At 45.9% G+C, this 25,607-nt stretch carries 24 protein-coding genes; 5 read left to right on the forward strand and 19 right to left on the reverse strand.

Annotated elements, in window-relative coordinates:
• Positions 1-83: 83 nt before the first annotated feature.
• From H171_RS12650 to H171_RS12695, 10 genes are all read right to left on the reverse strand, one after another.
• Complete coding sequence (locus H171_RS12650; RefSeq protein WP_100305471.1) at positions 84-986, reverse strand: DUF368 domain-containing protein; 903 nt, start codon at positions 984-986, stop codon at positions 84-86.
• Between the two features lie 152 nt (positions 987-1,138).
• Complete coding sequence (locus H171_RS12655) at positions 1,139-1,909, reverse strand: N-acetylmuramoyl-L-alanine amidase (protein ID WP_100307513.1); 771 nt, start codon at positions 1,907-1,909, stop codon at positions 1,139-1,141.
• Between the two features lie 92 nt (positions 1,910-2,001).
• The gene (locus H171_RS12660) at positions 2,002-2,457 is read right to left on the reverse strand and encodes an Lrp/AsnC family transcriptional regulator (RefSeq protein ID WP_100305472.1); all 456 of its coding nucleotides are present in this window, start codon (positions 2,455-2,457) and stop codon (positions 2,002-2,004) included.
• A 96-nt stretch (positions 2,458-2,553) separates the two neighbouring features.
• Complete coding sequence (locus tag H171_RS12665) at positions 2,554-3,789, reverse strand: LL-diaminopimelate aminotransferase (protein WP_100305473.1); 1,236 nt, start codon at positions 3,787-3,789, stop codon at positions 2,554-2,556.
• A gap of 17 nt (positions 3,790-3,806) precedes the next feature.
• Entirely contained in the window at positions 3,807-4,619 is an 813-nt protein-coding gene (dapF, locus tag H171_RS12670; protein ID WP_100305474.1) for a diaminopimelate epimerase, read from the reverse strand.
• A 15-nt stretch (positions 4,620-4,634) separates the two neighbouring features.
• A complete protein-coding gene (locus H171_RS12675) occupies positions 4,635-5,183 on the reverse strand; it encodes an ANTAR domain-containing response regulator (protein ID WP_100305475.1) in 549 nt (182 codons plus the stop codon).
• 42 nt (positions 5,184-5,225) lie between these two features.
• Positions 5,226-6,563, reverse strand: coding sequence for a type I glutamate--ammonia ligase (gene glnA / locus H171_RS12680; protein ID WP_100305476.1), 1,338 nt, complete (start codon positions 6,561-6,563; stop codon positions 5,226-5,228).
• Positions 6,564-6,714: 151 nt separating this feature from the next.
• Positions 6,715-8,583 (reverse strand): heavy metal translocating P-type ATPase, encoded by a 1,869-nt coding sequence (locus H171_RS12685; protein ID WP_100305477.1) that lies wholly within the window; start codon positions 8,581-8,583, stop codon positions 6,715-6,717.
• A 16-nt stretch (positions 8,584-8,599) separates the two neighbouring features.
• The gene (locus H171_RS12690) at positions 8,600-8,824 is read right to left on the reverse strand and encodes a cation transporter (RefSeq protein WP_100305478.1); all 225 of its coding nucleotides are present in this window, start codon (positions 8,822-8,824) and stop codon (positions 8,600-8,602) included.
• A gap of 40 nt (positions 8,825-8,864) precedes the next feature.
• Positions 8,865-9,248, reverse strand: a complete 384-nt coding sequence (locus H171_RS12695; RefSeq protein ID WP_029701568.1) for an ArsR/SmtB family transcription factor — start codon at positions 9,246-9,248, stop codon at positions 8,865-8,867.
• 380 nt (positions 9,249-9,628) lie between these two features.
• On the opposite strand from H171_RS12695, the gene H171_RS12700 reads away from it, so the two are divergent.
• The 3 genes from H171_RS12700 to H171_RS12710 are packed head-to-tail and all read left to right on the forward strand — an operon-like array spanning position 9,629 to position 12,042.
• A complete protein-coding gene (locus H171_RS12700) occupies positions 9,629-10,429 on the forward strand; it encodes an ABC transporter ATP-binding protein (RefSeq protein ID WP_100305479.1) in 801 nt (266 codons plus the stop codon).
• 12 nt (positions 10,430-10,441) lie between these two features.
• Positions 10,442-11,245 (forward strand): ABC transporter permease, encoded by an 804-nt coding sequence (locus H171_RS12705; RefSeq protein WP_100305480.1) that lies wholly within the window; start codon positions 10,442-10,444, stop codon positions 11,243-11,245.
• Between the two features lie 11 nt (positions 11,246-11,256).
• A complete protein-coding gene (locus tag H171_RS12710) occupies positions 11,257-12,042 on the forward strand; it encodes an ABC transporter permease (RefSeq protein WP_100305481.1) in 786 nt (261 codons plus the stop codon).
• Between the two features lie 71 nt (positions 12,043-12,113).
• Here H171_RS12710 and H171_RS12715 read toward each other — a convergent pair whose 3' ends face one another.
• The 9 genes from H171_RS12715 to H171_RS12755 all read right to left on the reverse strand — a co-directional run bounded on the left by H171_RS12715 (position 12,114) and on the right by H171_RS12755 (position 23,477).
• On the reverse strand, positions 12,114-12,464 hold the full coding sequence (locus H171_RS12715) for a NifB/NifX family molybdenum-iron cluster-binding protein (RefSeq protein ID WP_100305482.1): 351 nt from the start codon (positions 12,462-12,464) through the stop codon (positions 12,114-12,116).
• 17 nt (positions 12,465-12,481) lie between these two features.
• The gene (locus tag H171_RS12720; protein ID WP_100305483.1) at positions 12,482-13,852 is read right to left on the reverse strand and encodes an MATE family efflux transporter; all 1,371 of its coding nucleotides are present in this window, start codon (positions 13,850-13,852) and stop codon (positions 12,482-12,484) included.
• Between the two features lie 21 nt (positions 13,853-13,873).
• A complete protein-coding gene (locus H171_RS12725; RefSeq protein ID WP_100305484.1) occupies positions 13,874-14,824 on the reverse strand; it encodes a glycoside hydrolase family 25 protein in 951 nt (316 codons plus the stop codon).
• Between the two features lie 55 nt (positions 14,825-14,879).
• Positions 14,880-16,007 carry a sporulation integral membrane protein YtvI gene (ytvI, locus tag H171_RS12730; protein ID WP_100305485.1) on the reverse strand — a complete coding sequence of 376 codons (1,128 nt, stop codon included), beginning with the start codon at positions 16,005-16,007 and terminating at the stop codon, positions 14,880-14,882.
• Between the two features lie 56 nt (positions 16,008-16,063).
• On the reverse strand, positions 16,064-17,116 hold the full coding sequence (gene hisC / locus H171_RS12735; protein ID WP_100305486.1) for a histidinol-phosphate transaminase: 1,053 nt from the start codon (positions 17,114-17,116) through the stop codon (positions 16,064-16,066).
• The gene (locus tag H171_RS12740; RefSeq protein WP_100305487.1) at positions 17,116-18,321 is read right to left on the reverse strand and encodes a pyridoxal phosphate-dependent aminotransferase; all 1,206 of its coding nucleotides are present in this window, start codon (positions 18,319-18,321) and stop codon (positions 17,116-17,118) included. Before H171_RS12740 ends, hisC begins: the two co-directional genes overlap by 1 nt.
• A 73-nt stretch (positions 18,322-18,394) precedes the next feature.
• Positions 18,395-21,373 carry an EAL domain-containing protein gene (locus H171_RS12745; protein ID WP_100307514.1) on the reverse strand — a complete coding sequence of 993 codons (2,979 nt, stop codon included), beginning with the start codon at positions 21,371-21,373 and terminating at the stop codon, positions 18,395-18,397.
• Positions 21,374-21,597: 224 nt separating this feature from the next.
• Positions 21,598-22,458: a diaminopimelate epimerase gene (gene dapF / locus H171_RS12750; protein ID WP_100305488.1), complete on the reverse strand. Its 861-nt coding sequence runs from the start codon at positions 22,456-22,458 to the stop codon at positions 21,598-21,600.
• Positions 22,455-23,477 carry a D-alanine--D-alanine ligase family protein gene (locus H171_RS12755; protein WP_100305489.1) on the reverse strand — a complete coding sequence of 341 codons (1,023 nt, stop codon included), beginning with the start codon at positions 23,475-23,477 and terminating at the stop codon, positions 22,455-22,457. Before H171_RS12755 ends, dapF (H171_RS12750) begins: the two co-directional genes overlap by 4 nt.
• Positions 23,478-23,622: 145 nt before the next feature.
• On the opposite strand from H171_RS12755, the gene H171_RS12760 reads away from it, so the two are divergent.
• Both H171_RS12760 and H171_RS12765 read left to right on the forward strand, forming a co-directional pair.
• Complete coding sequence (locus H171_RS12760) at positions 23,623-24,474, forward strand: helix-turn-helix domain-containing protein (protein WP_100305490.1); 852 nt, start codon at positions 23,623-23,625, stop codon at positions 24,472-24,474.
• Between the two features lie 105 nt (positions 24,475-24,579).
• Entirely contained in the window at positions 24,580-25,557 is a 978-nt protein-coding gene (locus H171_RS12765) for a DUF4349 domain-containing protein (protein ID WP_100305491.1), read from the forward strand.
• Positions 25,558-25,607 lie beyond the last annotated feature (50 nt).

Consider the following 25,607-nt stretch of genomic DNA (forward strand, 5'->3'; position numbering starts at 1 on the left):
CATAGAGCCCTAAGATATATCCGCACTTTTATCAGGCAAGCATATAAAAAAGGAGGAAGCCATTCCTCCTTTTTCTATTCTCTCTATCCTTCGCCCCCCAGCATCTCAGCTGCCACATATCCCAGTAACGCAAGAGCGATTCCTCCAAGCAGCTCATACAGCTTCACCATTTCCCACGGCATATCCCATAAGATAACAAATGGAGAGGAAAACACCAGGCCTATGATAACCCGGTACATCTGACGTTTATGGCGGGTAAGAAGACGTTCCACCACTTTTGCAAATAGAAAAACACCTATCAAAAGACCTGCTGCGTAAGGTGCAAGCACTCTTCCATTGAACAAAAGGCTTTGGACATCAAAGGATGAGAGAGCTCTTATGCAGGCATTGTTTGTTTGCAGTATAGGTTCATAAAAACCCAGCATCATCATAATCATGGAGCCGCTCACTCCCGGAACCACCATGGTGGCCGCAGCAACCAGGCCCACCAGAAACAGCGTAAATACCCAGAACTTTTCGGAAGAAAGATAAGCCGCACCGGAAGCCATATTCATTCCCTCCCCGCTGCTGCTGGAGGTAATGGTTGATTCAGCGATAAAGGTAATGAGAATGACCACGCCGCAGGTAAGGGCAGCCGTTACTATCCCTTTCCTTATGTCTGCCCGGTCTTTTGAAAATGATTTTTGAAACAAGGTAGGGAGCCCGCCCCCAATCAATCCCAAAAATGCCATTTTGGTCTGGAGCGGATATGTATGGAAAAGATATTCAAATGCCAGAGACAGAAAAACAATGCCGGCCATCGCTCCCACCCCATAGGGAAGGAGAATCCGCAGACTTTTTAAAGGCTCCCGAAACAGCTGCGTTACCGCATGAATGATCTTATCATACACTCCCATGGTAATTGCTAACATTCCCCCGCTGATTCCGGGAAGTATGTTCGCCACACCAATGATAACACCTTTTAGAAGTTCACTGATATACTCCAAGCAATTCCTCCTGAATTTATAGATATGGTATATCCTATGCCTTTTTAACCGCTTCTAATACATTTTTCCCCTGGTTCCGGCCATTACCTGACAATACATGAAACGGATGACAAAAAGCCGCAAGGGCATTGCCTGCTCCCTGCGGCCAGATTTCAAAACACAGCCGGTCTTTTTACCATGAACGTATTATATCCGTTCCGCCTGAGCGTATGCTCCATGCGCACCGCATTATCAATATTGCGGAATGCCCCCACACGAACCTTATAAAGTCCATCTTCATAAACAACAAATGCCGGGAACCCCTGAGCCTTTAAAGTATTAACCTGATCTTCGGCCAAAGTGTGAACCCGGAATGCGCCTGTCTGCACCTGATAATATTCGGGGCATGTCGCTGCCTGTTCGTATACAGAATTCAGAGTGCCTTCTGCAATCCCCTGGGCAATCATCTGAAAATTCTGATCAAACAGACTATTATCCTCTTCGTTGTCAATAAATCCTGCTTCCACCAGAACCGATGGCAGTTTTGTCCGTCTGAGTACTACCAGCCCCGGACGTTCCACCGTGCCTAAGTTGGTAAATCCCGTCTTATTTAAGGCTTCACCTATGTTTCTTGCCAGCTTGCCCGACACCCCTTTATCTTCAAATACAAGAACCTCTATTCCGGAACCGGTACCTGGAACCGGCATGGCATTTCGGTGAATGGAAACGAGAAAATCAGCTTCCGCATCGTTGGCCATCACAGCCTTTTCAAGGGGCGTATTGTAGGTATCGTCAGTTCTCGTATACCTGACATCCATTCCGTTGTCTGCAAGAATTCTTCCCACAGCCATCGCAAGCCTTAAGTTATCATCTTTTTCCTGCCGTCCGTCAAAGGTCGCACCTGGATCTGTGCCGCCGTGACCGGCATCTATTACTACGATCATTCTCTCAGCCAAAAGAAAAACTCCCTTCACATACTTCTATTATATAAAGTATGTAGGGGCAGCCTTCTCGGTACCATTTTTTTGTACCACATTTATTCTTTTTCTCCTATTTCCGCCATTACATCCATGTCTCTTGGCCCTACCGGAGTGGAAAATACAATCTGTGTGCTGGTCTTTCCATATTTTTGAAGCTGTCCGATAAAAATATCCAGCTCCATGGTGCTTGGAAAGGCCACCTTGACCAGCATGGAGTATTCACCTGTGACGCAGTTGCACTCCAGCACATTGGGAATGGACTCCATATCTCCATAAAACCGGATTTTATCCGCCGAAGTAACATCAAGACTTATAAATGCGGTGATATGATATCCCAGCTTCCTTGAATCCACCGCCGCATGATATCCGGTGATGATTTTATCCCGTTCCAGCTTTTCAATTCTGGCAGAAACTGCAGGAGAAGACAGAAAGGCAATTTCCGCTATATTTTTTAAGGATGCCCTGGCATTGTTTTGCAGGGTCTTCACTATTTTTTTATCGATATCGTCCATTACTTCCTCCCAAAAATAAGAAAAGCGCCAGTGCCACCAGGGCACTGAACGCTATTGTTCTTCATAAATTCATCATAACTAATCATCAAAAACTTGTCAATGTTTATTTTTTAAGGATGGCATTTCTTTCATCCGGCCAATGGCTTCTATGGTATTCTCATAGGTTCCAAATGCGGTCAGACGGAAATATCCTTCGCCGCTTGGCCCGAACCCGCTTCCAGGAGTTCCCACCACACCGGCTTCCTCAAGAAGTCTGTCAAAAAATTCCCAGGAGGTCACTCCCGCCGGTACCTTTAACCAGATGTAAGGCGCATTGACACCGCCGTAAACTTCACACCCGGCTTCCTTTAATCCTGAGTAAATGGCTTTCGCATTTCTCATGTAATAAGCCACCTGTTCCTTTAACTGGGCTTTTCCCTCAGCCGAATAAACCGCTGCCCCTGCCTTCTGAACGATGTAAGGGGCTCCGTTAAATTTGGTTCCATGGCGCCTGGCCCACAGGGAATGAAGGGAAACCCCTCCCCTTTCCAGAGCCTTGGGAATGACGGTAAATCCCAGACGAACCCCGGTAAAGCCTGCATTTTTGGAAAAAGAACGAAATTCAATGGCACAGGTCTTCGCGCCTTCAATCTCATAGATGGAATGGGGGACATCATCCTGGGCGATATAGGCTTCATAAGCTGCATCATAAAGGATCACCGCACCATTTTCATTGGCGTAATCCACCCAGACCTTTAACTGGTCCCTTGTCAGAGTCGTACCGGTCGGATTGCCCGGAACGCATAAGTAAATGAGATCCGGTGTCTCTTTTGGCAGTTCAGGTACAAAATGGTTCTCAGCCGTACAGGGCATATAAATCACATTGCTCCATTTACCAGCCTCAGCCTCATATTCTCCTGTTCTTCCTGCCATTGCATTAGAATCCAAATAAACCGGATAAACCGGGTCACAAACTGCGATTCTGCAGCTTTCATCAAAGATCTCCTGGATATTTCCACAATCACTCTTGGCCCCGTCCGAGATAAAGATCTCATCAGAGGATATCTCACAGCCTCTTACGGTGTAATCTTCCTCTGCAATGGTTTCCCTTAAAAAACCATAGCCCAGATCCGGAGCATAACCGTGAAAGGTCTCCTTATGTCCCATCTCATCCACTGCTTCATGAAGAGCATTTATAATAGCAGGCGCAATGGGCTGGGTCACATCTCCGATCCCCAGCCGGATGATCTTCTTATCGGGATTCGCCTTGGTAAAGGCATTTACCTTTTTTGCAATGGTGGAAAATAGGTAGCTTCCCGGTAATTTTAAGTAATTTTCATTGATTTTTACCATTGGTTCCTCCAGTTATCCTAAAGATTTGTTATGTCAAACTCTCCCTCAAATACTTCTACCGCCGGACCGGTCATGAACACATGGCCGCTTCCGTCCCTATCCCAGTGGATGGTCAGATTGCCTCCTTTTAATTCCACCTCAACCGTATGGGAAGTGCGGCCGCTTAAAGCAGAAGCAACCGCGCTGGCAGCGGCTCCCGTTCCGCAGGCATAAGTTTCCCCGCTGCCTCTCTCCCATACCCGCATCCGAATGTAATCACGGCTCACCACCTCAATAAATTCGGAATTCGTGCGTTCCGGAAAACGCTCATGGTTTTCAAAGACAGGCCCCATGGCCAAAAGATCCAGACCGTCAATGTCAGACATATAGTAAACGGCATGGGGATTGCCCATGGAAATGCCGATAAACTCGTAGTCCTTTCCTTCCATGCGAATCAGCTCCGGCACCTGGCTGGTGATCTCCGGTACTCCCAAGTCTACCGTAATCTGAACAGCCCTGCCATGTTCTGTTTTAACCTTTAAGTGTTTGATCCCTGCCCCGGTTTCCACATCGAATTCCGTCTTTTCCACCAGATGATGATCGTAAACATATTTCCCAACACAACGGATTCCATTGCCGCACATCTGGCTTTCCGAACCGTCGGAGTTAAACATCCGCATACGGCAGTCCGCCGTTTCTGACGGGCAAATGAGAATCAGCCCATCCGATCCGATCCCAAAATGGCGGTCGCTGACTTTTCTTGCAAGCTCCGCCGGATCTTCCACGGATTCTTCAAAACAATTAATATAAACGTAATCGTTTCCAATTCCCTGCATTTTTGTAAATTTCATCTTTCTCTCCCATAGCTATCGATTGATCAGGCTCACGATCATCTGGGCGGTTTCCACCATATTGGTTCCGCTGTCCATGCTGCATTTCTGGATGTAACGGTGTGCATCAGTTTCGGACATATGGTTTCGTTCCATCAAAAGCTCCTTTGCCTGCCTGATTATTTCTTTTTCTTCCATGCTACGCTCTTTGGGCTGGCTTTTTAATTTCTTCCGCCTTCTGGTAAGGGATTCTACCATCATTTCCAGAGTGCCTACTAAGTCCTGTACCTTTAAGGGCTGACCCAGGCAGACCACGCCCTCAGGCACTCTGCCACTCCACTGGCTCGGCGACACAAGAAGGAGCATCCCCATGCCTCCCGGAAGGCATTCATATATCTCATGAAATACCATATCAGCAAACCTGCAGCCGCATACTACGATTCCGCTGCCCAGCTCATCAGCACTGTTTACCGCCTGGGCGCCGGAGGTGCAGACCGCCGCCACCGCAAAGCCATTTCTCACAAGAATATTTTTAATATTTTTTGCATCCTCTTCTCTGGAAAATGCCACTATCACATTGGTCAAACACTCTCACCTCCAGATAACCGTATCAGAAAACAGGAATCATCAGTACTTATACAGGTATTCTTCCACTTCCCAATCCGTCACCTGTACCCGGAATAAGTGCCATTCAGTTTCCTTGGCTTCCAGGTATTTGGTGTAGATATGTTCGCCCAGCACTTCTTTCATAAAATCGTCTTTCCGGAAGGCCTCGATGGCCTCTCCAAGGGTCTCCGGCAGATGTTCAATGCCTTTTTCCAGAATTTCCTCTGGATGCATGGTAAATATATTACGGTCAACGCTCTGCGGCGGAGTCATATCTTTTTCGATCCCGTCAAGACCGGCAGCCAGACAGGCGGCCAGAGCCAGATAGGGGTTAACGGCAGTATCCGGGCAGCGAAGCTCAATCCTGGTGCCCGCCCCTCTGGAAGAAGGGATTCGGATCAGGGGACTCCTGTTTGCCTTTGCCGACCATGCAATATAAACCGGAGCATCGTATCCGGGAACCAGACGCTTGTAGGAGTTGACCAGGGGATTGGTGAGTATGGTCATACCCTTCATATGATAAAGGATTCCGGCTATAAACTGGTAAGCAGCCCTGCTTAAGCCCAGCTCATCTGTCTCATCCTCAAACATATTTCTGCCATTTAAATCAGACAGGGACATATTGATGTGCATTCCAGAGCCATTGACCCCTGCTTTGGGCTTTGGCATAAAGGTTGCGTGAAGTCCGTGGCGCTTGGCTATGGTCTTTACCGCCATCTTAAAGGTCATAATATTATCCGCAGTCACCATTCCCTCTGCATATTGAAAATCAATTTCATGCTGTCCCGGTGCAATTTCATGATGGGATGCTTCGATCATGAACCCCATCTCCTCCAACGTCAGCACCATATCCCGGCGGACATTCTCAGCTAAGTCAATGGGAGCTACGTCAAAGTAGCTTGCGGTTTCATGGGTATCTGTTGTGGGGCGTCCCTCTTCATCCATATGAAAAAGGAAGAATTCACATTCCGGACCTGCATGAAATTCATATCCCATGTCCCTGGCTTTTTTTAATACCTTTTTCAGCACAAATCTGGGATCTCCTTCAAAGGGCGTCCTGTCCGGACAATACACATCGCACATCAGTCGGGCAACCTTCCCCTGCTGGGGACGCCATGGAAGAATCTCAAAGGTATCAAGATCCGGATAAAGATACATGTCGGATTCTTCCATTCTTACAAAGCCTTCAATGGAAGAGCCATCGAACATGCAGCGGTTCTCCAAAGCCTTCCCAAGCATGCTTCTGGTAATTGCAACGTTCTTCAGCATACCGAAAATATCAGTGAACTGAAGCCGGATAAATTCCACATCTTCTTCCTCTACAATCCGGAATATATCTTCTTTGCTGTACTTGTTCATAATGCTTTCTCCCTTCTAAAAACCATAAGAAACCGTTTTCCTGTAATGGAAAAAGGGTAGGCAAATACAGTCTCACATCAATGGACCATCTTTGCACCACCCCGTCATATGTGTAAAATATAACAGCTAGAAAAAAATTTGTCAATATTTTTTATTGATTACTTTTATATGCTAAAGCCCGGATGGCATTTAATATGGCAAGCACCGAGACGCCTACGTCTCCAAATACGGCTGCCCACATAGACGCTATTCCGGCCGCCGATAATATCAGAATGAGTACTTTCACTCCAATGGCGAAAATAATATTCTGCCTTACAATTCCTGCGGTTTTTCTTGAAATCGCAATGGCGTCTATAAGCTTTGACGGTTCATCCGTCATAATCACCACATCTGCAGCTTCCACTGCCGCGTCAGAGCCGATTCCACCCATGGCGATCCCAACATCTGCACGGGCAAGGACCGGAGCGTCATTGATGCCGTCACCTACAAAGGCCAGGTTATGTCCTTCCGGTTTTCCCCGCAGCAATTCCTCTACCTTTCCTACCTTATCACCGGGAAGCAGTCCGCCGTGAACCTCATCAAGTCCCAGCTTTTCCCCAACTGCCTGACCAACTTCCGGCTTATCTCCAGTCAGCATTACCAGCTTCCTGACTCCGGCTGCTTTTAATCCTTTTAAGGCTATGGGCACATCTTTCCGGATGGTGTCAGATATGGTAATGGAACCAAGATAGCGCCCTCCATCTGCCACATAAAGGGACGTCCCTGTCACAGGCCCCTGGTCAGTGATCTCAATTCCCTTCTGCTCCATAAGCCTTGCATTGCCGATATAAAGCTCCTTTATTCTTTCTCCGTCTTTAAGCTCTGCCTTAATGCCATATCCTGCAATCTCTTCCACACAGCCGATTAATGCCTCATCTACAGACTTTCCGTAAGCCTCCTTTACTGATAAAGCGATGGGGTGGTTGGAATGAAACTCCCCATAAGCCGCCAGCCTTAAAAGCTCTTCTTTTGTACCTTCTACAGGATCCACATCTGTGACCTGGAATTTTCCTGTAGTAAGGGTTCCTGTTTTATCAAAGACAACCGTATCTAAAGAAGCCATGGCTTCCAGATAATTGCTTCCCTTCATGAGAATCCCATGCCTGGACGCTGCTCCAAGTCCTCCAAAAAAGCTAAGAGGCACGGAAATCACCAGGGCGCAGGGACAGGAGACAACAAGAAAGCTGCAGGCACGGTAAATCCAGGTCCCCCATTCTCCGCCAAAAAACAAAGGCGGAATCACTGCCAGAATAAGCGCCAGGCTCACCACAACCGGTGTATAAACTTTTGCAAATCTTGTAATAAAGTTCTCAGCTTTTGCTTTTCTAAAACTGGCATTTTCTACCAGCTCCAAAATCTTTGCTACTGTAGAGTCATCAAAAAGCTTTGTTACCTGGACTTCCAGTACACCGTTTAAATTGATGGAACCGCTTAATATGACATCGTTTTCCTTCACTTCCACCGGCATGGATTCTCCGGTCAGGGCCTTGGTATCCAGCCCTCCGGTCCCTTTTACGACGATGCCGTCAAGAGGGACTTTTTCTCCCGGCTTTATTACGATACTGTCTCCAACGGAAACTTCATAAGGGTCTACCTTTTCTTCCTTCCCATCCTTAATAAGGTTTGCATATTCCGGATTAATATCCATAAGATCGGTGATGGATTTTCTGGACTTATTTACCGCGTAGTCATTAAAAAGTTCACCTACCTGGTAAAACAGCATAACTCCTACTGCTTCTTCCAGAGCACCGATGCCGATGGCTCCGAAGGTTGCCACTGACATAAGAAAGTTTTCATCAAAAAACTGGCCGTTCATAATATTCCGTGCTGCTCTTAAAGGTATGTCATAACCTGCTGCCAGATAGGAGATCAAAAAGAATATCCAGTCCCAGGCAACCTTTCCTTCCACAAACATCCCTGCTGCAAAAAACAGGGCGCTGGCTAAAAGCCTTATTGCCATTCGTTTCTGTTTCTTTGTCATAGCTGCTCCTTTGTTCTTACCGAAGTACCTTAAATTCTGCTTCTGGTTCAATCTTGTTTGATATCTTTCTGGCTGCTTCTACGATTTCATCCGACTTACTGTCTTCTATTTCCATGGTCATCCTTTGAGTCATAAAGCTTAAAGATGCACTCTCCACACCAGCCAGTTTTTTAACCTCTTCTTCAATCTTAGCCGCACAGTTGGCGCAGCATAAGCCTTCCAGTTTAATAATCTTTTTCATAACCATTCTCTCCTTTTATGTTTTTTTATTAGCGTCTTCATTACTCATTGATATGCTCCATCCCCTGAGCCAGAATTGACTCGATGTGGCCGTCGGCCAGAGAATAAAATACGGTCTTACCTTCTCTGCGGAACTTCACCAGGCGCATCTGCTTCAACACCCGAAGCTGATGGGAAATGGCTGACTGGCCCATCTTTAAAAGATTTGCAATATCGCACACACACATCTCCGACTGGCTGAGTACATAGAGTATTTTTATTCTGGTAGCATCACCAAATACTTTGAAGAAATCCGCCAGATCAAGAAGCTCCTGATCCTGGGGCATGACCTTTAGCACCTGATTCACGACATTTTCATGAACACAGATAAAATCGCATTGGTCGATCTCACAATCCCGAATGTTCTTTTTGTTATCCTGCTCCATTTGGTACCTCCTTAATCCTAATATTATTATATGAATAATTGTTCATATGTTTATATTATCATTTTTTCAAAATTTGTCAAGAGTTTTTTCCTCCTCACTTGACAGCCTATATCGGCGGTGGTAGACTAAAGGTCCTTTTCCAATCTAATTTCACATCTGACATTCAGGAAAAGAGAATATTGATACCACGGTAGAGTCCCCGGAAAAAGTAAATTACGGATTCCGGAGAGCAGCGTTTCCATTGGTTACCCCAATGGCGCTCACCGCTTGGAAAGATATTAGGATCCTCTGACTGGTCATGACAAGCTTCTTTATAAAAAAAGAGCTGCCCGCTGCCGGAACGAACGGATTCACAAATATTACTACCAGGAGGAACTTATATGATTCAAGTGGAACACATGAACAAGACCTTTAAGGTCGCAAGAAGAAGTGCCGGCTTTTCAGAAGCAGTGAAGGCCCTTTTTCACAGAGAGATGGAACTCATTAAAGCTCTTAACGATATTTCCTTTACCATAGGCGACGGAGAAATGGTAGGCTATATCGGACCGAATGGAGCAGGTAAAAGCTCCACCATCAAAATTCTCAGCGGAATACTGACACCGGATAACGGCACCTGCATGATCAATGGCCGTATCCCATGGAAGGAACGTAAGGAACATGTAAAGGACATTGGCGTTGTATTCGGCCAGCGCAGCCAGCTTTGGTGGGATGTCCCCATACTTGATTCCTTTGAACTGCTCCGCGACATCTACGAAATCCCTACACACCAATACCAGGAAACCCTTGACGAGCTGACCGGGCTTTTATCTTTAGGCGAGCTTTTGCGCACTCCGGCCAGACAACTGTCATTGGGTCAGCGGATGCGCTGTGAAATCGCAGCGTCTCTTCTTCACAGACCTAAAATTCTGTTTCTGGATGAACCCACCATTGGTCTGGATGCAGTATCCAAGCTTGCGGTCCGGGACTTCATCCGAAAGCAGAACAAAGAACACAAGACAACAGTCCTTCTTACAACCCATGATATGCAGGACATCGATGCTCTGGCAGACAGGGTCCTCTTAATTGGAAGAGGACGGCTGCTTTTGGATGGCACCCTTTCTGATTTAAAGTCCCACCGTCCCACAGAGGAGGCTGCACTGGATGAGATCATTGCCGCCCTTTACCGGGATTACAGGATATAGGAGGAAGAAATCATGAAAAAATACTGGTCCTTTTTCCGCATCCGTTTTATCCACGGGCTTCAATACCGGGCAGCGGCCCTTTCCGGCATGGTTACCCAGTTCGTATGGGGAACCATGGAGATTCTCTTATTCCGGGCCTTTTATGAGGCTGCTCCGGAAAGCTTTCCCATGGACTTTCAGGCTCTTTCCACCTACATATGGCTTCAGCAGGCCTTTCTGGCCCTTTACATGACCTGGTTCTGGGAGTCAGAGCTTTTTAATTCCATTACCACCGGAAACGTAGCCTACGAATTATGCCGTCCGATCCGCCTTTACCATATGTGGTTTGTTAGGAGTCTGGCTGTCCGCCTTTCCAAAGCAGTTCTGCGGTGCATGCCCATCCTGCTGTTTGCCTGGCTGCTGCCGGCTCCTTACGGACTTACACTACCCGGAAGCCTCCATACATGGTTTTTTACCCTTTTGTCTATGACCCTGGGGCTTCTTTTTGTAGTCGCCTTTGGCATGGTGGTATATATGTCCGTTTTTTACACCATTTCCTCCCAGGGAATCAAACTGATTGTCACCTCCCTTTCCGAGTTTTTAAGCGGTGCGGTCATCCCTCTTCCATTCCTGCCGGACGGGATCAGGGAATTTGTAAACTTTTTGCCTTTTGCATCGGCCCAGAATGTCCCTTTCCGGATTTTCGGCGGCGACTTGAAGGGCCATGATATGTATATCAGTCTTCTTGGACAGGTATGCTGGCTGGCGGTGTTCCTGGTTATCGGACGAGTCATGGAGCGAAATGCCTTAAAGCGTGTTGTGTTCCAGGGCGGTTGAAAGGAGGAAACATGAATTCAATACAATTATATAAAAAGTATCTTATCATACACTTAAAGGGCATGATGCAGCATAAAGTTTCTTTCCTCTTAACCACCATCGGGCAGTTTTTAATTTCCTTTAACATATTTCTTGGAGTCCTCTTTATGATGGACCGGTTTAAAGAAGTAAAGGGGTTTTCTTACGGAGAGGTCCTGCTCTGTTTTTCCATTACGCTTATGGCCTTTACCATAGCAGAGACCATCTTTAGAAGCCTGGACACGTTTGAAACCATCATCGGAAACGGAGAATTTGACCGCATCCTCCTCCGGCCAAGGGGCAGCCTGTTTCTTGTCTTGTGCAGTAAGATAGAGCTGACCAGAATCGGCCGGCTTTTGCAGGCTGTCGTTATGCTTATCTACGGCCTGTATTCCAGTTCTGTCATCTGGACCCCTGTCCGCGTTATGACCGTCGTCCTTATGATCATAGGCGGGGTGGCGGTGTTCGCAGCCATTTATCTGATGTTTGCCTCCATATGTTTTTTTACCCTGGAGGGCCTGGAATTTATGAATATATTCACGGACGGAGCCAGAGAATACGGGAAATATCCCATCGGCATCTATGGGAAAACCCTTTTGACCATCTGTACTTACCTGGTTCCCTTTGCCCTGTTTCAGTATTATCCCTTTTTATATCTCACAGGTAAGACCTCTGAATCATGGTACAGCTTCCTTCCTCTGGCTGCCTGTCTCTTTTTGGTACCAGCCGGCCTTTTATGGAATTTTGGACTGTCCCATTACCAATCGACCGGTTCTTAAGCCGAAACAAAAAGACCGGGGAGCAAACGGAATCTTAAGATTCCGCCTGCTCCCCGGTCTTTCTTTATGGTTTAGTGCCCATCTTTCCCATGATGGCTGCAGCATGCATCCGGGTTATAAACCAAGCTTCCTTCCAATAAGGCTTCCGCCGCAGGATCAGCAGCACCGGTTACTCCGGGATACAACTGGATCCCAGCTTTACCTAAAGAGGTTCTTGCTCCCTCTCCGATTCCTCCGCAGATTACGGCATCAGCGCCAAGCCCTTTTAAGAAGTCTGCCAATGCACCTTGTCCGTTTCCTTCTATATCAACCACTTCTGTGGATGCTATTTTTTTCTCTTCTATCTGGTAAACCTTAAACTGCTTCGTTTTTCCAAAATGCTGGAATATTTCTCCGTTGTCATAAGTTACAGCAATCTTCATTAATATGACCTCCATCCTTAAGTTCCTTTGTTTTGCGCCCCATTTTTACTAATGACCCGGTCATATACCAAAAAAGTCACAGTCAGAGACACGGCTACGCTGATAAAATCTGAAACTGGTTCCGTATAAAATATCTTGTCGATTCCAAACCAGATTGGAATCAGTGCAGCTCCGCCTAAAAATATCACCTTACGGAACATGGAAAGGGAAATTGCGACTTTTGCGACTCCCATCCCCACAAATCCGTCAACAACTGCATACTGCAGGGCAAGAGGTATGATTCCCATGGTATAAATCTTAATTGCCCATACGGTCAGTTCCACGTAAGCCTCATTCTTCGTAAAGATGAGGACGAAATACTTAGGAACCGTATGAGCAAGGATAAACATTATAGTAGTAAAACCAAGGGCCAGACCTGAAATATGAAGGCTAGCCTTCTTAATCCGGTCAGGCCTTCCTGCACCGTAATTATAGCCTAAGATGGTCTGGGTTCCGCCGGTAATTCCCCCAAGAGGCATAGTAACCATTAACATAAAGCTCTGCACTATGGTCATGCAGGTAAGGAGCATGTCTCCCTGGCCCTCTCCGCCAAAACGCTGGATCATCATATTTAGGGATATGATCAAAATATTATCAAAAGCGATAATAAGGAATGGGCTTAGGCCAAGCACCAGAACACGCTTCATAACCTGCCAGTCGTAATTGCGAAAGGTGATCCGGATCGGGGGCTTGTTTCCAAACAGAAACCTTAGCACATAGATGCAGGAAGCCATCTGAGACAATACCGTGGCGATTGCAGCTCCCCTTACTTCCAGACCAAACGCAAACATAAAGACCGGGTCCAGAATGATATTGCATACGGCTCCCAAAAGGACCGACTTCATACCGACCTTTGCAAAGCCCTGACAAATGATGAACTGGTTCATTCCTGTAGACAAAAGGGCAAAAATAGTGCCAAGCAAGTATATGGTAATGTAATCATTGGCATAAAAAAAGGTGGCCTCACTGGCCCCAAACCACATCAAAAGCCTCCCCTTTACCATAAAGGAAAGAACGGTGATTGCTACTGATAAAATCGTTAAAAGTAAAAAACAGTTTGCAAGGATCTGGCTGGCTGCCCGATGGTTTTTCTCTCCCATACGGATACTCATTAAGGGGGAGCCGCCTACTCCTACTAAAAATGCAACAGAAGAAATCATGGTCACAATTGGGCCGCAGATTCCTACTCCTGCCAAAGCAATCTCGCCTATTCCGGCGATGTTTCCTATGTACATCCGGTCTACAATGCTGTAAAAAACACTAACAAACTGGGCCAGCATGGAGGGAATCGCCAGTCTCCATACCAGTCCTTTTATTTGATCCGTATCTAAATTATTTTCTGTCTTCACGTCAAAACTCCATTAATCCGGTCACTGAACCATGGCTCCGTCAGAGCCAAAGGTATAGGTAACTCCGTCTATATCCATAGTCGTATCATGAATCATGATACCATTGGAATCAAGATAATACCAGGTGCCTCCCACCTGGATCCAACCAGTCTGCTTTATATAATTTTTAGTATAATACTGGTTTCCGTCAATATTCTTCCAGCCTTCTGAAGGAATCAGTGCACTGTAATCCGCAAAGGAAAACTCAATGGTCACATCACCATCGATTCCCTCCACTCTTCCCTGGTCCGTACACTGCCAAATGGTACGGTTCTTATAATTGTTGATGGAACCGTATCTTGCATACCAGACATCATACGGGATCTGGTTTATATCAATGTAATTGGTAAGCCATTTGTTATTGGCATAAACCACCGGCCGGTATCCTGCGTCTGAAATGGTTTTACAGAATGCATTGATATTATCCGTAATCTGCTGCTTTGATAAATGATTGTCAAGCAGGTACTGGGATTCCACATCGTATGCAATCGGATAGGAAATCTGGTAATCCTTCACCATCCGGAGTACATACCTGGCTTCCTCTACAGCAGTCTGGGTATCAAGAGCCTGGGTATAGAAAAACACGCCGGTCTTAAGCCCGCCAGACGCTGCTCCTGCCATATTTATGGAATAATAAGGATCCATGTCATTTAGATAACCGATCCGCACCATAGCAAAGGAAATCCCATCCTGAGCCACTTTCTTCCAATCGATTCCGCCGGTTAAGCCATTCTGGCGGTTCTGGTACTTTGATACGGTAATTCCTTTTTCCAGCGCACCTGCGATGGGAATACCAGAGGCATCCACATATTGTCCGTTTTCCAGCTTCCATGCCTCCGCAGAAAATCCTTCCTTTGGCACAGCCGTGGCTTTTAAAGTCATAAGTCCGGCAACAAGACATAAGGCTATTCTTATCTTCGTATTCTTATTCATCATTTCCTCTTTCCTGTTCATGCTTTTCTGGCATACCGTATGCCCACAGGGTGATTTAATCCGGTCCCCTGCGAAACGCATTCATATCATGGATCAATGTTTTCACGCTGTTAATAATAGAATCAAAGGCTCCGAATTCATATAGATTTAAAAACAGCATACCAATGGGCACCGCTAAAATCATACCGGCAATCCCACTGATCTTAAATCCCAAATATAAAAACAGCAGCGTCATGAGGGGGTCAAGTCCCATGGTGTCCCCTACGATTTTTGGCTGTATGACCTGTCTTAATACCAGGGTCAGAACATAGATGACCACCAGGCCAACACCAAAGGGATACTCACCTGCAACAAGACGGACCAATGCCCATGGAATCAGGATGGTACCGGTTCCTAATATCGGAAGAAAGTCAAGGAGCGCTATAATAACTGCAAGAAGCAGCGCATATTTTACTCCCAATACCAGAAATCCCGCCGCCAAAACTGCAGCAATGATAAACATGATTTTAAACTGAGCTAGAAAATAACCGCTAACCAAACGCTTTGCATCTTTTTTAAGATACTGGTAATATTTCGTCCCTCCCTCCGGCATATACCGGCGAAGCACTTCCATAATCCTATCCCGGTCCACAATAAACAGATAGGATGAAAAAATCGTTACTATGGTATAAACTAAGGCTGCCGGGATGCTCTTTACCACATTTCCCGCCACCGTCACCGTAGGAGAAGCGATCTTCTGAACCATCACATTTAAATATTCGCCCATATGGGTAAAAAACTGGTTCACAGAATCTTGAATGTTCTGAGGCAAAAACTGCAAAAGCCTATCAGCCTGTAAAAGCAGCTTCTGGGTCTCGATCCAGGCTGATTCATAATATTTGGGAATATCTCTTGCAAATCCGGACGCTTCATATACCAGCTTAGAGATCAGGAAATAAAGCACCGTGATAATAAGGGCCAGCACTGCAACTACGATGAGTACAGAACTGTGTTTCCTGACAATCTTCAAATGTTTCTCCAGGAAGCGAACCAGAGGATTTGCAATGACCGCAATGATCCAGCCAATGACAAAGGGAAGGAAGAAATTTAAAATCCTCGGTCCCCATACGCAAATCAAGTATACAAATAAAATCGGTATAACAATATTGAGAATCAGTCTGCAATACTTACTAACTTTTTCCATTTTAATCACCCATTATATGATACTACCTAAAAGACTTCCTGGCAATCGAAAAAAATCTAAAGAAATTCTTTTAAAAAAGCGTACAGTGCCTCCATCTCTTCCTCTGTTCCTATGGAAATACGCAAGTGATTGTCAAGCCTTGGCTGATTAAAATACCTGACATAAATATCGTTTTCCCGGAGAGCCTTGTAGATCTCCTCTGCCCTGCGTTCTTTATGAGAGGCAAAGATGAAGTTAGCCATGGAATCCGGGAAAGTAAATCCAAGTTCCCCAAGCCTTTTCTTGGCCTGTTCCCTTGTGTATATGATCTTATCCAGGGTTTCCTTAAAATATTTATCATCTTCAAGGGCTTTTGCTCCCAAAACCAGGGAAGGAATATTCATGGTATAGGAATTGAAGGAATACTTCACATCATTTAACGCACGGATCAGATCCGGATGTCCGTAAGCACAACCGATTCTCATTCCAGCCATGGAATGGGATTTGCTGAAGGTCTGCACCACCAGGAGGTTTTCATATTTTTCAATCAGCTTTATGGCGCTTTCTCCGCCGAAATCAATGTAGGCTTCGTCCACAATCACCACTGACTCCTGGTTATGGGCTATGATATCCTCTACTTCGGAAAGGGGCATAAGAAGACCAGTGGGCGCGTTGGGATTCGGGAATATGATTCCCCCATTTTCCCTGTAATAATCTTCCTTCTGGATACAAAATTCCTCATCAAGAGCAGGTGTTTCATACGGAATCCGGAATAAATCCGCCCAAACCTTATAAAAGGAATAGCTCACATCAGGAAACAGGAGAGGTTTCCCGGAATTGAAAAAGGTCATGAAAGCTACAGCGATCACATCATCAGAACCTACACCTACGAAAATCCGGTCCTCTTCTATCTCATATGCATTTGAAAGGGCTTTAATAAGAACTGTGGCAGCCGGATCCGGATATTTGCGGAGCAGGTCACAATCCATCTGGGCCAAAGCCTGCTTAACACCGGGAGACGGCGGATAGGGATTTTCATTGGTATTTAACTTAATTAACTTCTCTCCTTTTGGCTGCTCCCCAGGTACATAAGGGGCAATTCTTCGGATGTTGGCTTCCCATGGCTTCATTATGCTTCCTCCCTTTTTCCTGTAAGACCATACTCCTCTGCTATCTTCTTAAATGCAGGCAGAGAGCGTTCAATCTGCTCATAGGATACGCAATAAGCGATCCTTACATAGCCCGGACATGCAAAGGAAGATCCAGGCACCAGAAGTACCCGGTGCTCTTTGCAGGACTGGCAGAATTCCTTATCATCAACAGGAGATTTTACAAATAGGTAAAAAGCTCCTTCCGGTTTGATGCAGTCAAACCCATATTCCTTTAAACGGTGATAGAGAAGCTCCCTGTTCCTGTTATAGGCTTCCAGATTTACCTGGCTATCCACACAGCGGACGATCACCCGCTGCATAAGGGAAGGTGCATTGACACAGCCCAGCACACGGTTGGCAACTGCAGCAGCAGCTATGACCTTAGGGGAATCCTCCACTTCATCAGGAATTACCAGATATCCGATCCGTTCCCCAGGCAGGGATAATGATTTACTATAGGAATAGCAGACAATGGTATTATGATAAAACGGTGTGACATAAGGAACCTCCACACAGTCATAAGCCAGTTCCCGGTAAGGTTCATCAGAGATCAGCACAATCTGGGTACCAAGCTCTGTCTCCTTTTTCTTAAGGATGCCTGCGATCTCCCGGAGAGTTACCGCAGAATAAACCACACCCGTAGGATTATTGGGAGTATTGATGATCACTGCCTTTGTCTTAGAAGTGATCCGACGTTCAAACTCCTTTAAATCAGGTTGAAAGCTGGACTTATCCGGTGGTATCGTCACAAGCACGCCGTCATAATTCCGGACATAAGAACCGTATTCCATAAAATACGGTGCAAACACCACCACTTCATCGCCGGGATCCAATATGGTTTTTAATATGACGTTCATGCCGCTGGCCGCTCCAACGGTCATAAGGATATTCTCCAGACGAAAACGAGTCCCAAACCGCCTGTTTAAGGACTGAGCAACTGCATCTCTCGCATCCTCAAATCCTGCATTGCTCATGTATCCATGGATGAAAGTGGTTTCCTCTTCCCTGATAATATCAAGAATGGCCTGGTTTACCGCCGGAGGAGCCGGCACATTGGGATTACCCAGGCTGAAATCATAGACATTCTCCCTGCCGTATACGGCAGCCATCTTCTTTCCTTCTTCAAACATGGCACGGATGGCGGAATTGTTTTCTACAAGGGGTCTCATCTTGTCTGCTATCATAATCTTATTCCTTTCCCTGAAGTGATTTTATCTTCTCTCTTGCGCTCATTGTATCACAAGTGCTGGAAGCGGTCTATTCCAATTTCACACTTTCTCTATCTGAAAGCTTACTGGACTGTACCAGAGCCAATCTTGCCTTATCACAGCAATTTTCAAAATTCTTCTCCTGCGCCTCGATCACGGCGAAGGCGGTATTGATCCAAAACAGAGGATCTTTCTCATTTCCCTTAAGTTCCCGGGTTAAAGCATTCGCTACCCGCTTAAGCTTATGTTCCATATCACTGCTCCGGATATTTTTGCATAGTACCATTGCTTCATATACACCATTCAGGCAGATGATATCATCTTCTCTGAAAAAGCGCTTTAAGATGTCCACGTAAGGTGCAAAAATCGGTTTTTCTGCCTTACAGCCTTTTCTGCTTATATCTTCCGGTCCCAGGATCTCAAACAAAACCAGAGCAGAGGGCTGGAAGCGGCGGCGCATCACATAAGTCTCCATCATGGAAACGGCGGCATGACGGTCAGGCAGCCTCTCAAAAGAAAGGTCTCTCCCGGAAAGCCTCAGCACATCTCCCAATATTTTCTGGGAATCCTCAAGCATCTGGCGCTGCTCCATCTGCTCAGTCGCATCCCTTACCGCCCCATAGTATAGACGGTGTTCATCCTGTTCCCTTAAAAAGAATACCCGAAGGTGCACCCACATCAGTTCCCCGCTTAGGCGGTACTGCCGGAAAATACCTTCCCCTCCCCGGATCGGGTTGCTGTATGCGTTCTCAAATATATTCAAAACCCAGTCTCTGTCATCTTTATAAGTCCGGTTTAAGAGAAACCACCTGCGGTCTTCCATATCCCCCGGATTATCGCCTGTGATGCGGTAATATTCCTGATTTACCCGGAGCACCTCGCACCGGTCCTCATACACTTCATACAGGGCGATTGCTCCAAGCATGTTATTTAACATCGCCTCACTGGTAATGTTCTCATTAAATAAGTCCTCCAGTTTCAGCTGCCCCAACTGGCGGGCCTGGATCCCCCCGTAATCCACGTGATCCTCCTGCATCAGGAGCTGCTCCGCTTCTTCCACGGGAAGCGGCTTATAATAATAATATCCCTGCCCGTAAATACAGCCGATATTTCTTAAAAAGTCTACCTGATCCTTTGTTTCGACCCCTTCCGCAATGATCTTCATCTGCATGACCCTTGCCATTCTCACAATGGTCTCTAAAATTCCCATTCCTCGGCTCTGGCTGTTCTCATTCATATCCAGGAATTTGGTGTCGATCTTAATGACATCAACATTGACATCCTTTAGCATGTTAAGTGAGGAGTAACCGCTTCCAAAATCATCCATAAACACCGGAAAGCCTGCCCTGCGCAGGTCCTCCAGTACCCTTTGCATCTTATCATCATCCTCTGCATAGGCACTTTCCGTAATCTCGATTTCCAAGTATCTTGGATCGATGTCGTATCTGTCCACCAATTCCTTGAATTTCTCCACAACATCTATGGCATAAATATCCATGCGGGACATATTGACGGAAATGGGTATCAGCTTTTTCCCGGCCTTCCCCCAGCTGTTTAACTGTCTGCATACCATCTCCCAGATATAAATATCCAGATAAGTGATAAATCCATTCTGCTCCAAAAGCGGTATAAACTTTCCGGGAGAGATCAGCCCACGTAAAGGATGCTTCCACCTTACCAGAGATTCCAGACCGATGATCTTACCTGTAAGCATATTGCACTGAGGCTGAACGTAAAATATAAACTCCTTCTTTTCCAGGGCGCTCTGAATTTCCGAGAGAAGGATCTGATCATTTTCCATCTTCTGTTTCATGCCAGGGTCATACCAGCCGATTCTCTTGGCATAATTGCCCTTTACGGAGTTCAGTGCGATCGCTGCCCTGTCGTACATCATACTGACTGAAAGGCTGCGGTCCTCGATCCGGTAGACACCAAATGCCGGAAGAAACCCTGCATTTCCTCCATATTGTCTGGCATAGTAATTGATCTCACCTTCCAGGTTTTTTAAAATGGAGATATCTTCCGGAAGGATGACGACAAAGTCGTCGCCTCCCATATACCCTGCAATGGAGCCATACAGCAGTTCCAGGGACTTCAAATATTTTCCGATCTTTATCAGGAAGCGGTCCCCTTCCTCTTCCCCATACCATTCGTTAAAAAGCTTAAAATGCTCAATGTCAATGGCCACCATAAAATATCTTGTTCCGGATTGAGCTTTTAAAAGCTGATCCGCTTTCTCAAAAAAAGGACCATATCGGAAAAGCCCTGTCATGGAATCCGTTTCTTCCCGCTTTTCCTTAAGCTTTTTCTTTTCTTCCTCTTCTTGTTTCTTTCTTATATCAACATCCTGGGCATAACTCATGATAATAGGATCCGCACATTCCCCGCACCGGAACAAAACAGCGATGACACTGGTCCAGCAATAATTTCCGCCCACCAGCAGCCTGCGGAATTCACCCTTAATGATCTTACCATTGGCATGCAGGCGGTCCAGCAGAGTATGCCCATCCCAGAATTCCAGGAACCTCTCCCTGTCTTCCGGATGAATCATAAAATCCGCCACCTCCATACACATGGCATCTAACTGTCCTTCCAGTTTTGGAATCCTGAACTTATCTTTCTGGTGAAACAGGATCCTATAGGAATTTGCCGCCAGATTCAATTCAAAAAGCTCATCATAAACAGTGTTGTCCGTCAGATGATAAAAAAGATTCTTATTCTTTTCAGCCACCGGCCGGAACATGATGAGCTTGCATCCGTCGTGTCCCGGCCAGTCAATTGTGCCAGAGGATACATCCATCCAAAGCTCTGAGGCGGAATTATATAATATCGCATGCCCGGATTTTCCCCCTGTGCCAGGACAGTCCTTACAGGGTTCCAGTCCTTTCCCAACCCCTTGATAACAGTACATACCTTCTCTAAAATCCGGATAATATGATTTAGCCGCATCATTGAGATAAATGATTCTGTAATCCTGGTTAACTATGTAAATACCGGCTTCTTCATTTTCAGCCGACATAAGATTCATAAGCCCCCGCCTCTCCTGCATCACATTATCTGCGACCATATAAATTATTGTAATATTATAGTATGAAAACGCTATTTCCGTCAACCGGTTCAGCCCCAGATCATGAAACAGGAACATGAAAGAGGCACTACGATCCTCCGTTTATCCCAGACAGGGCAGTTCCCTCCTGCTCTGAGTTTACGGTGATCGTCGTGCCTGTTTTTTTACAAATCTATTTTATTTCATTACCGGAGTGCCCGAAGCTCCTCCGTCATTTCATGAGAAAGGGTGAATCTTCCTACGTAACCGACTTCCCCTGTCATCAACACGCTGCCATCCGTTTCAATCTCCACCTCAAGCACGCCTCCCGGCATGTGCACGTACATCTTGGGATCTGTAAGCCCCATGCGGTACGCCGCTCCAGCCGCCGCGCAGCCGCTGGTTCCCGATGCAAGGGTATATCCTGCTCCCCGTTCGTAAATCTCAATTTCAATATTAGTCCTGTCCACAACCTTCAAAAGCTCCGTATTAATCTTTTCCGGGAAATAATCGGCTGTTTCTGAATGCTTTCCGATCCTGCAGGCCAGTTCCTTTGATATGTCATTCAGCCAGATGACGCAGTGAGGATTGCCTATGGTCACACAGGTAACCCGGTAAGGGATGCTACCAAACATCATGGTTTCATTCAGTACCTCCCGCCTCGGCCCTGTCACAGGAATTTCATCGCTGTAAAAGCTTAGTTTTCCCATGGATACCTTTATTTTGGTCCCGGTCTCATTTAAGTACTGGATTGTCTGCTGCCCGCTTAATGTATTGACAATAAAGCGGTTTTTCTGCACGTATCCGGCATCCTTTAAGTATTTTCCAAAGATCCGGACTCCGTTGCCGCTTAACTCTGCTTCGCTTCCATCAGGGTTTAAAATCTTAAGCTCCAGCTTATCCTGACCCAGAATTGGACCTACCAAAAGCCCGTCAGATCCTACACCAAAATTCCTGTTGCAGATCAGCCGGACACTTTCCTCTGTCAGCTCCAATTCATTTTTATTGGGATCAAAGATCAGATAATCATTGCCCAGTCCATGGTATTTTTCCAATGTGATATTCATGATAAAACTCCTTTCCCGTGTCTTGCAATATCCTCACACAATTCATAATACGAAATTCCGGCAGCCTCAGCCTCCTGCGGAAGAAGACTGAAAGGCGTCATTCCCGGCAGCGTATTGGCCTCCAGACAGTATAGACTGCCATCTTCCTCCATGATAAAATCCACCCTGGAATAATAGCCAAGCCCCAGAGCGCGGTGGACCTTTAATGCCATAAAGCCTAAGGCCTCCTCCTCTTTCTCTGCCAGCCTTGCCGGGCAGATCTCTTCTGTCTTGCCTGCCTGATACTTATTTTCATAATCATAAAACCCTGACTTTGGTATGATCTCGATTGAGGGAAGGGCCCTTTCTCCCAGGATTCCTACAGAAAATTCCCTGCCGGTAATTTTTACTTCCGCCAGTATCCGGTCTTCATAGGCAAAAGCAGAATCAAGGGCCTGTTCCCATTGTTCCTCTTTATCCACCATGGTAATACCTACGCTGGACCCGCAGCCGCATGGCTTTACCACACATGGAAATGAAAACGGTTCTAAAGTCTCTCCTCTCGTATAAAGGCGCCAATCCGGGGTTGATATGCCTGAAGCTTTCATCAGGAGTTTTGCCATAGGCTTATCCATGGCTTTTAAACACCCTTCATAACCAGTCCCGGTATAGGAAATACCATAGGCATCAAAAACGGCTTGTATCTGTCCGTTTTCTCCCGCACCTCCATGCAGGGCCAGAAATACTACATCTGCCAGCCTGCAGATATCAATGACCCGGTTTCCTATATATCCTTCTCCCTTTCGCTCTTTCCTCAAACGGTCAAGCTCCGGAACCTTTCTTCCAATTTCCCAGGAAAGGTCTGTACCATCTTTCAGGCTTTTAAAGCAGACAGCTTCTCCGTCAGCAACTCCCAGATAAGAATCCAGCAGGTAAACCTCATGTCCGCTTTTTATCAGAGCGTTTGTGATCATCGCACCTGAAGATAATGAGACTTCTCTTTCCGGGCTGTAACCGCCCGCCAACACGACTATTTTCATTCTTGTCTTCCTTCTGTTCATGCACATTTGTTTTATATATACCATTATATACAGCACTATTTATCATTTCCATCAATATAATGCTTTTTTTATTGCAAATTATGTTGTATTATAAAAGGCAGCATACAGGAGGAATAAGATTGACATGGACAACTACGAAAAGCGGGGATATTTAAACAGTGATTTCCGGCTGTTTCATCTGACTGATACAAAAAAGCAGGATTTTGAATACCATTATCATGATTTTGATAAAATCATCATATTCATCCGGGGATCCGTGACTTACCGGATAGAAGGATGTGCCTATAAGCTGAAGCCTTATGACATCATATTGGTCCGCCATAATGATATTCATAAGCCTGACATCGACCCCTCGGTGCCTTATGAAAGGATCATCGTCTATCTTTCCCCCGGCTTCTTACTTGCTTACCGGTCAGACAGCTATGATTTGAGTACCTGCTTCCAGAAATCGAAAGAGCTTCGTTCCCACGTCCTGCGGATTCATTCCATGGAAAAGAGCGACTTATACCGCATATTGGCGAATCTGGAGTATGCCTGTACCCATGACGGATATGCAAGGGATTTGTACTGTCAGGTGGTTTTTCTGGAATTCATGATCCAGTTAAACAGGGCATCTCTGGCCAACCGGGTACAATACCTGCCCCCTTCCACCGGTGACCGGCGGATTTTAAGCATTATGGACTACATCAACAATCACTTAACGGAGGAGATAACCGTAGATACAATTGCAGAGGCCTGTTATATCAGCCGCTATCACCTGATGCATGTATTTAAAGGAGAAACCGGCTACACTCTGTTTGATTATATCACGGAAAAACGTCTGACTTTGGCAAGGGACCTTTTAAGAGCAGGAATGCCGGTTACCGAAGCATGTTTTGCCAGCGGTTTTAAAAACTACTCAACGTTTTTCAGAGCCTATAAAAAACACTATCACGTTTCTCCATCAGAAGCTGTAAAAGAACGTGTAAATATATAAGTTTTTCTTAAGCTTCCTCTGCCTTTGTTGAAATGGTCAGGGCGTCATGCTATTCTAAGGATATCACATCATTCTTAGAAATATGCTGATAAAAGGAGGGGTTCCATGAGAATAAGAAAATGGGGATTTATTCCGTCTCTTCTGTTCGTTCTCTGCTTAAGTGCATGCTCAAGCAAGTCCGCAGCAACGGCCCAGAACGCCGCATCAGATTATGGAGTTGCTATGCCTGCAGAGATAAATGACTCGGTTAGCGCAGACAGCCGGTATGAAAATGAGACGGGGGAAAAGCCAGAGACATCACTGGCAAGCGAAACCGGAGGCAGCCAGATGCTTCCGGCCGGAAGAAAGCTTATACGGAACATATCCATGAACGTGGAAACAAATGAGTTTGAAACACTTCTTTCAAACCTTCAGACCAAAATCACACAGCTTGGCGGGTATGTGGAACAGTCCGACATGTCAGGCAGCAGCCAGGATCGCATGGGAAATCCGGATCCAAGATTTGCCAATATGACCGTCCGGGTTCCTGTAAACCAAATCGACAGCTTTATTGAATCAGTAGAAACAAACGGAAATGTCACGAATAAATCTGAATCAACCCAGGATGTCACGCTACAGTACAGCGATCTGGAAAGCAGAAAGAAATCTCTGGAAATAGAGCAGGAAAAGCTATGGGAATTCCTTGAAAAAGCAGAATCAATTGATACTGTCATCACCCTTCAGCAGAGGCTTTCCGAGATACGCTATCAGCTGGAATCCATGGAATCCCAGCTCAGACTTTATGACAATCAGGTGGATTACAGTACGGTTTCCTTAAGTATCAGGGAGGTCACCACATTTACTCCCATTGCCCCGGAATCAGCCGGAACCCGCATAAGCAATGGATTTACAAGCAATCTTAAGCTTTTTAAGAACGTCGTGTTAAACCTTACGATCGGTATCATTACTACTATCCCATTCTGGTTCCCCATTGCAGCCGTTGCCTCTGCCATTATCTTCTTCCGCCGGCGCAAAAAGAAAAAACTCCCTGCCATCGCTCTTACCAAGGAGGAAAAAGAACCTTCCGGCACACCAAAAGTTTGACTTTATATCTTACCAAATAAAAAAGCTCCCGGATTTTTCCAGGAGCTTTT

Source organism: [Clostridium] celerecrescens 18A, assembly GCF_002797975.1.
GTDB classification, from domain to species: Bacteria; Bacillota; Clostridia; order Lachnospirales; family Lachnospiraceae; genus Lacrimispora; species Lacrimispora celerecrescens.

Coding starts and splice junctions, on each gene's coding strand:
- H171_RS12745 (WP_100307514.1), bottom strand. CDS start 21,373: ATGAATCTTATGTCGGCTGAAAATGAAGAAGCCGGTATTTACATAGTT.
- glnA (WP_100305476.1), bottom strand. CDS start 6,563: ATGAACAAGTACAGCAAAGAAGATATATTCCGGATTGTAGAGGAAGAA.
- H171_RS12755 (WP_100305489.1), bottom strand. CDS start 23,477: ATGAAAATAGTCGTGTTGGCGGGCGGTTACAGCCCGGAAAGAGAAGTC.
- H171_RS12705 (WP_100305480.1), top strand. CDS start 10,442: ATGAAAAAATACTGGTCCTTTTTCCGCATCCGTTTTATCCACGGGCTT.
- H171_RS12690 (WP_100305478.1), bottom strand. CDS start 8,824: ATGAAAAAGATTATTAAACTGGAAGGCTTATGCTGCGCCAACTGTGCG.
- dapF (WP_100305474.1), bottom strand. CDS start 4,619: ATGAAATTTACAAAAATGCAGGGAATTGGAAACGATTACGTTTATATT.
- H171_RS12765 (WP_100305491.1), top strand. CDS start 24,580: ATGAGAATAAGAAAATGGGGATTTATTCCGTCTCTTCTGTTCGTTCTC.
- hisC (WP_100305486.1), bottom strand. CDS start 17,116: ATGAAGCCATGGGAAGCCAACATCCGAAGAATTGCCCCTTATGTACCT.
- ytvI (WP_100305485.1), bottom strand. CDS start 16,007: ATGGAAAAAGTTAGTAAGTATTGCAGACTGATTCTCAATATTGTTATA.
- H171_RS12715 (WP_100305482.1), bottom strand. CDS start 12,464: ATGAAGATTGCTGTAACTTATGACAACGGAGAAATATTCCAGCATTTT.
- H171_RS12655 (WP_100307513.1), bottom strand. CDS start 1,909: ATGATCGTAGTAATAGATGCCGGTCACGGCGGCACAGATCCAGGTGCG.
- H171_RS12710 (WP_100305481.1), top strand. CDS start 11,257: ATGAATTCAATACAATTATATAAAAAGTATCTTATCATACACTTAAAG.
- H171_RS12740 (WP_100305487.1), bottom strand. CDS start 18,321: ATGATAGCAGACAAGATGAGACCCCTTGTAGAAAACAATTCCGCCATC.
- H171_RS12725 (WP_100305484.1), bottom strand. CDS start 14,824: ATGAATAAGAATACGAAGATAAGAATAGCCTTATGTCTTGTTGCCGGA.
- dapF (WP_100305488.1), bottom strand. CDS start 22,458: ATGAATATCACATTGGAAAAATACCATGGACTGGGCAATGATTATCTG.
- H171_RS12685 (WP_100305477.1), bottom strand. CDS start 8,583: ATGACAAAGAAACAGAAACGAATGGCAATAAGGCTTTTAGCCAGCGCC.
- H171_RS12695 (WP_029701568.1), bottom strand. CDS start 9,248: ATGGAGCAGGATAACAAAAAGAACATTCGGGATTGTGAGATCGACCAA.
- H171_RS12760 (WP_100305490.1), top strand. CDS start 23,623: ATGGACAACTACGAAAAGCGGGGATATTTAAACAGTGATTTCCGGCTG.
- H171_RS12700 (WP_100305479.1), top strand. CDS start 9,629: ATGATTCAAGTGGAACACATGAACAAGACCTTTAAGGTCGCAAGAAGA.
- H171_RS12660 (WP_100305472.1), bottom strand. CDS start 2,457: ATGGACGATATCGATAAAAAAATAGTGAAGACCCTGCAAAACAATGCC.
- H171_RS12665 (WP_100305473.1), bottom strand. CDS start 3,789: ATGGTAAAAATCAATGAAAATTACTTAAAATTACCGGGAAGCTACCTA.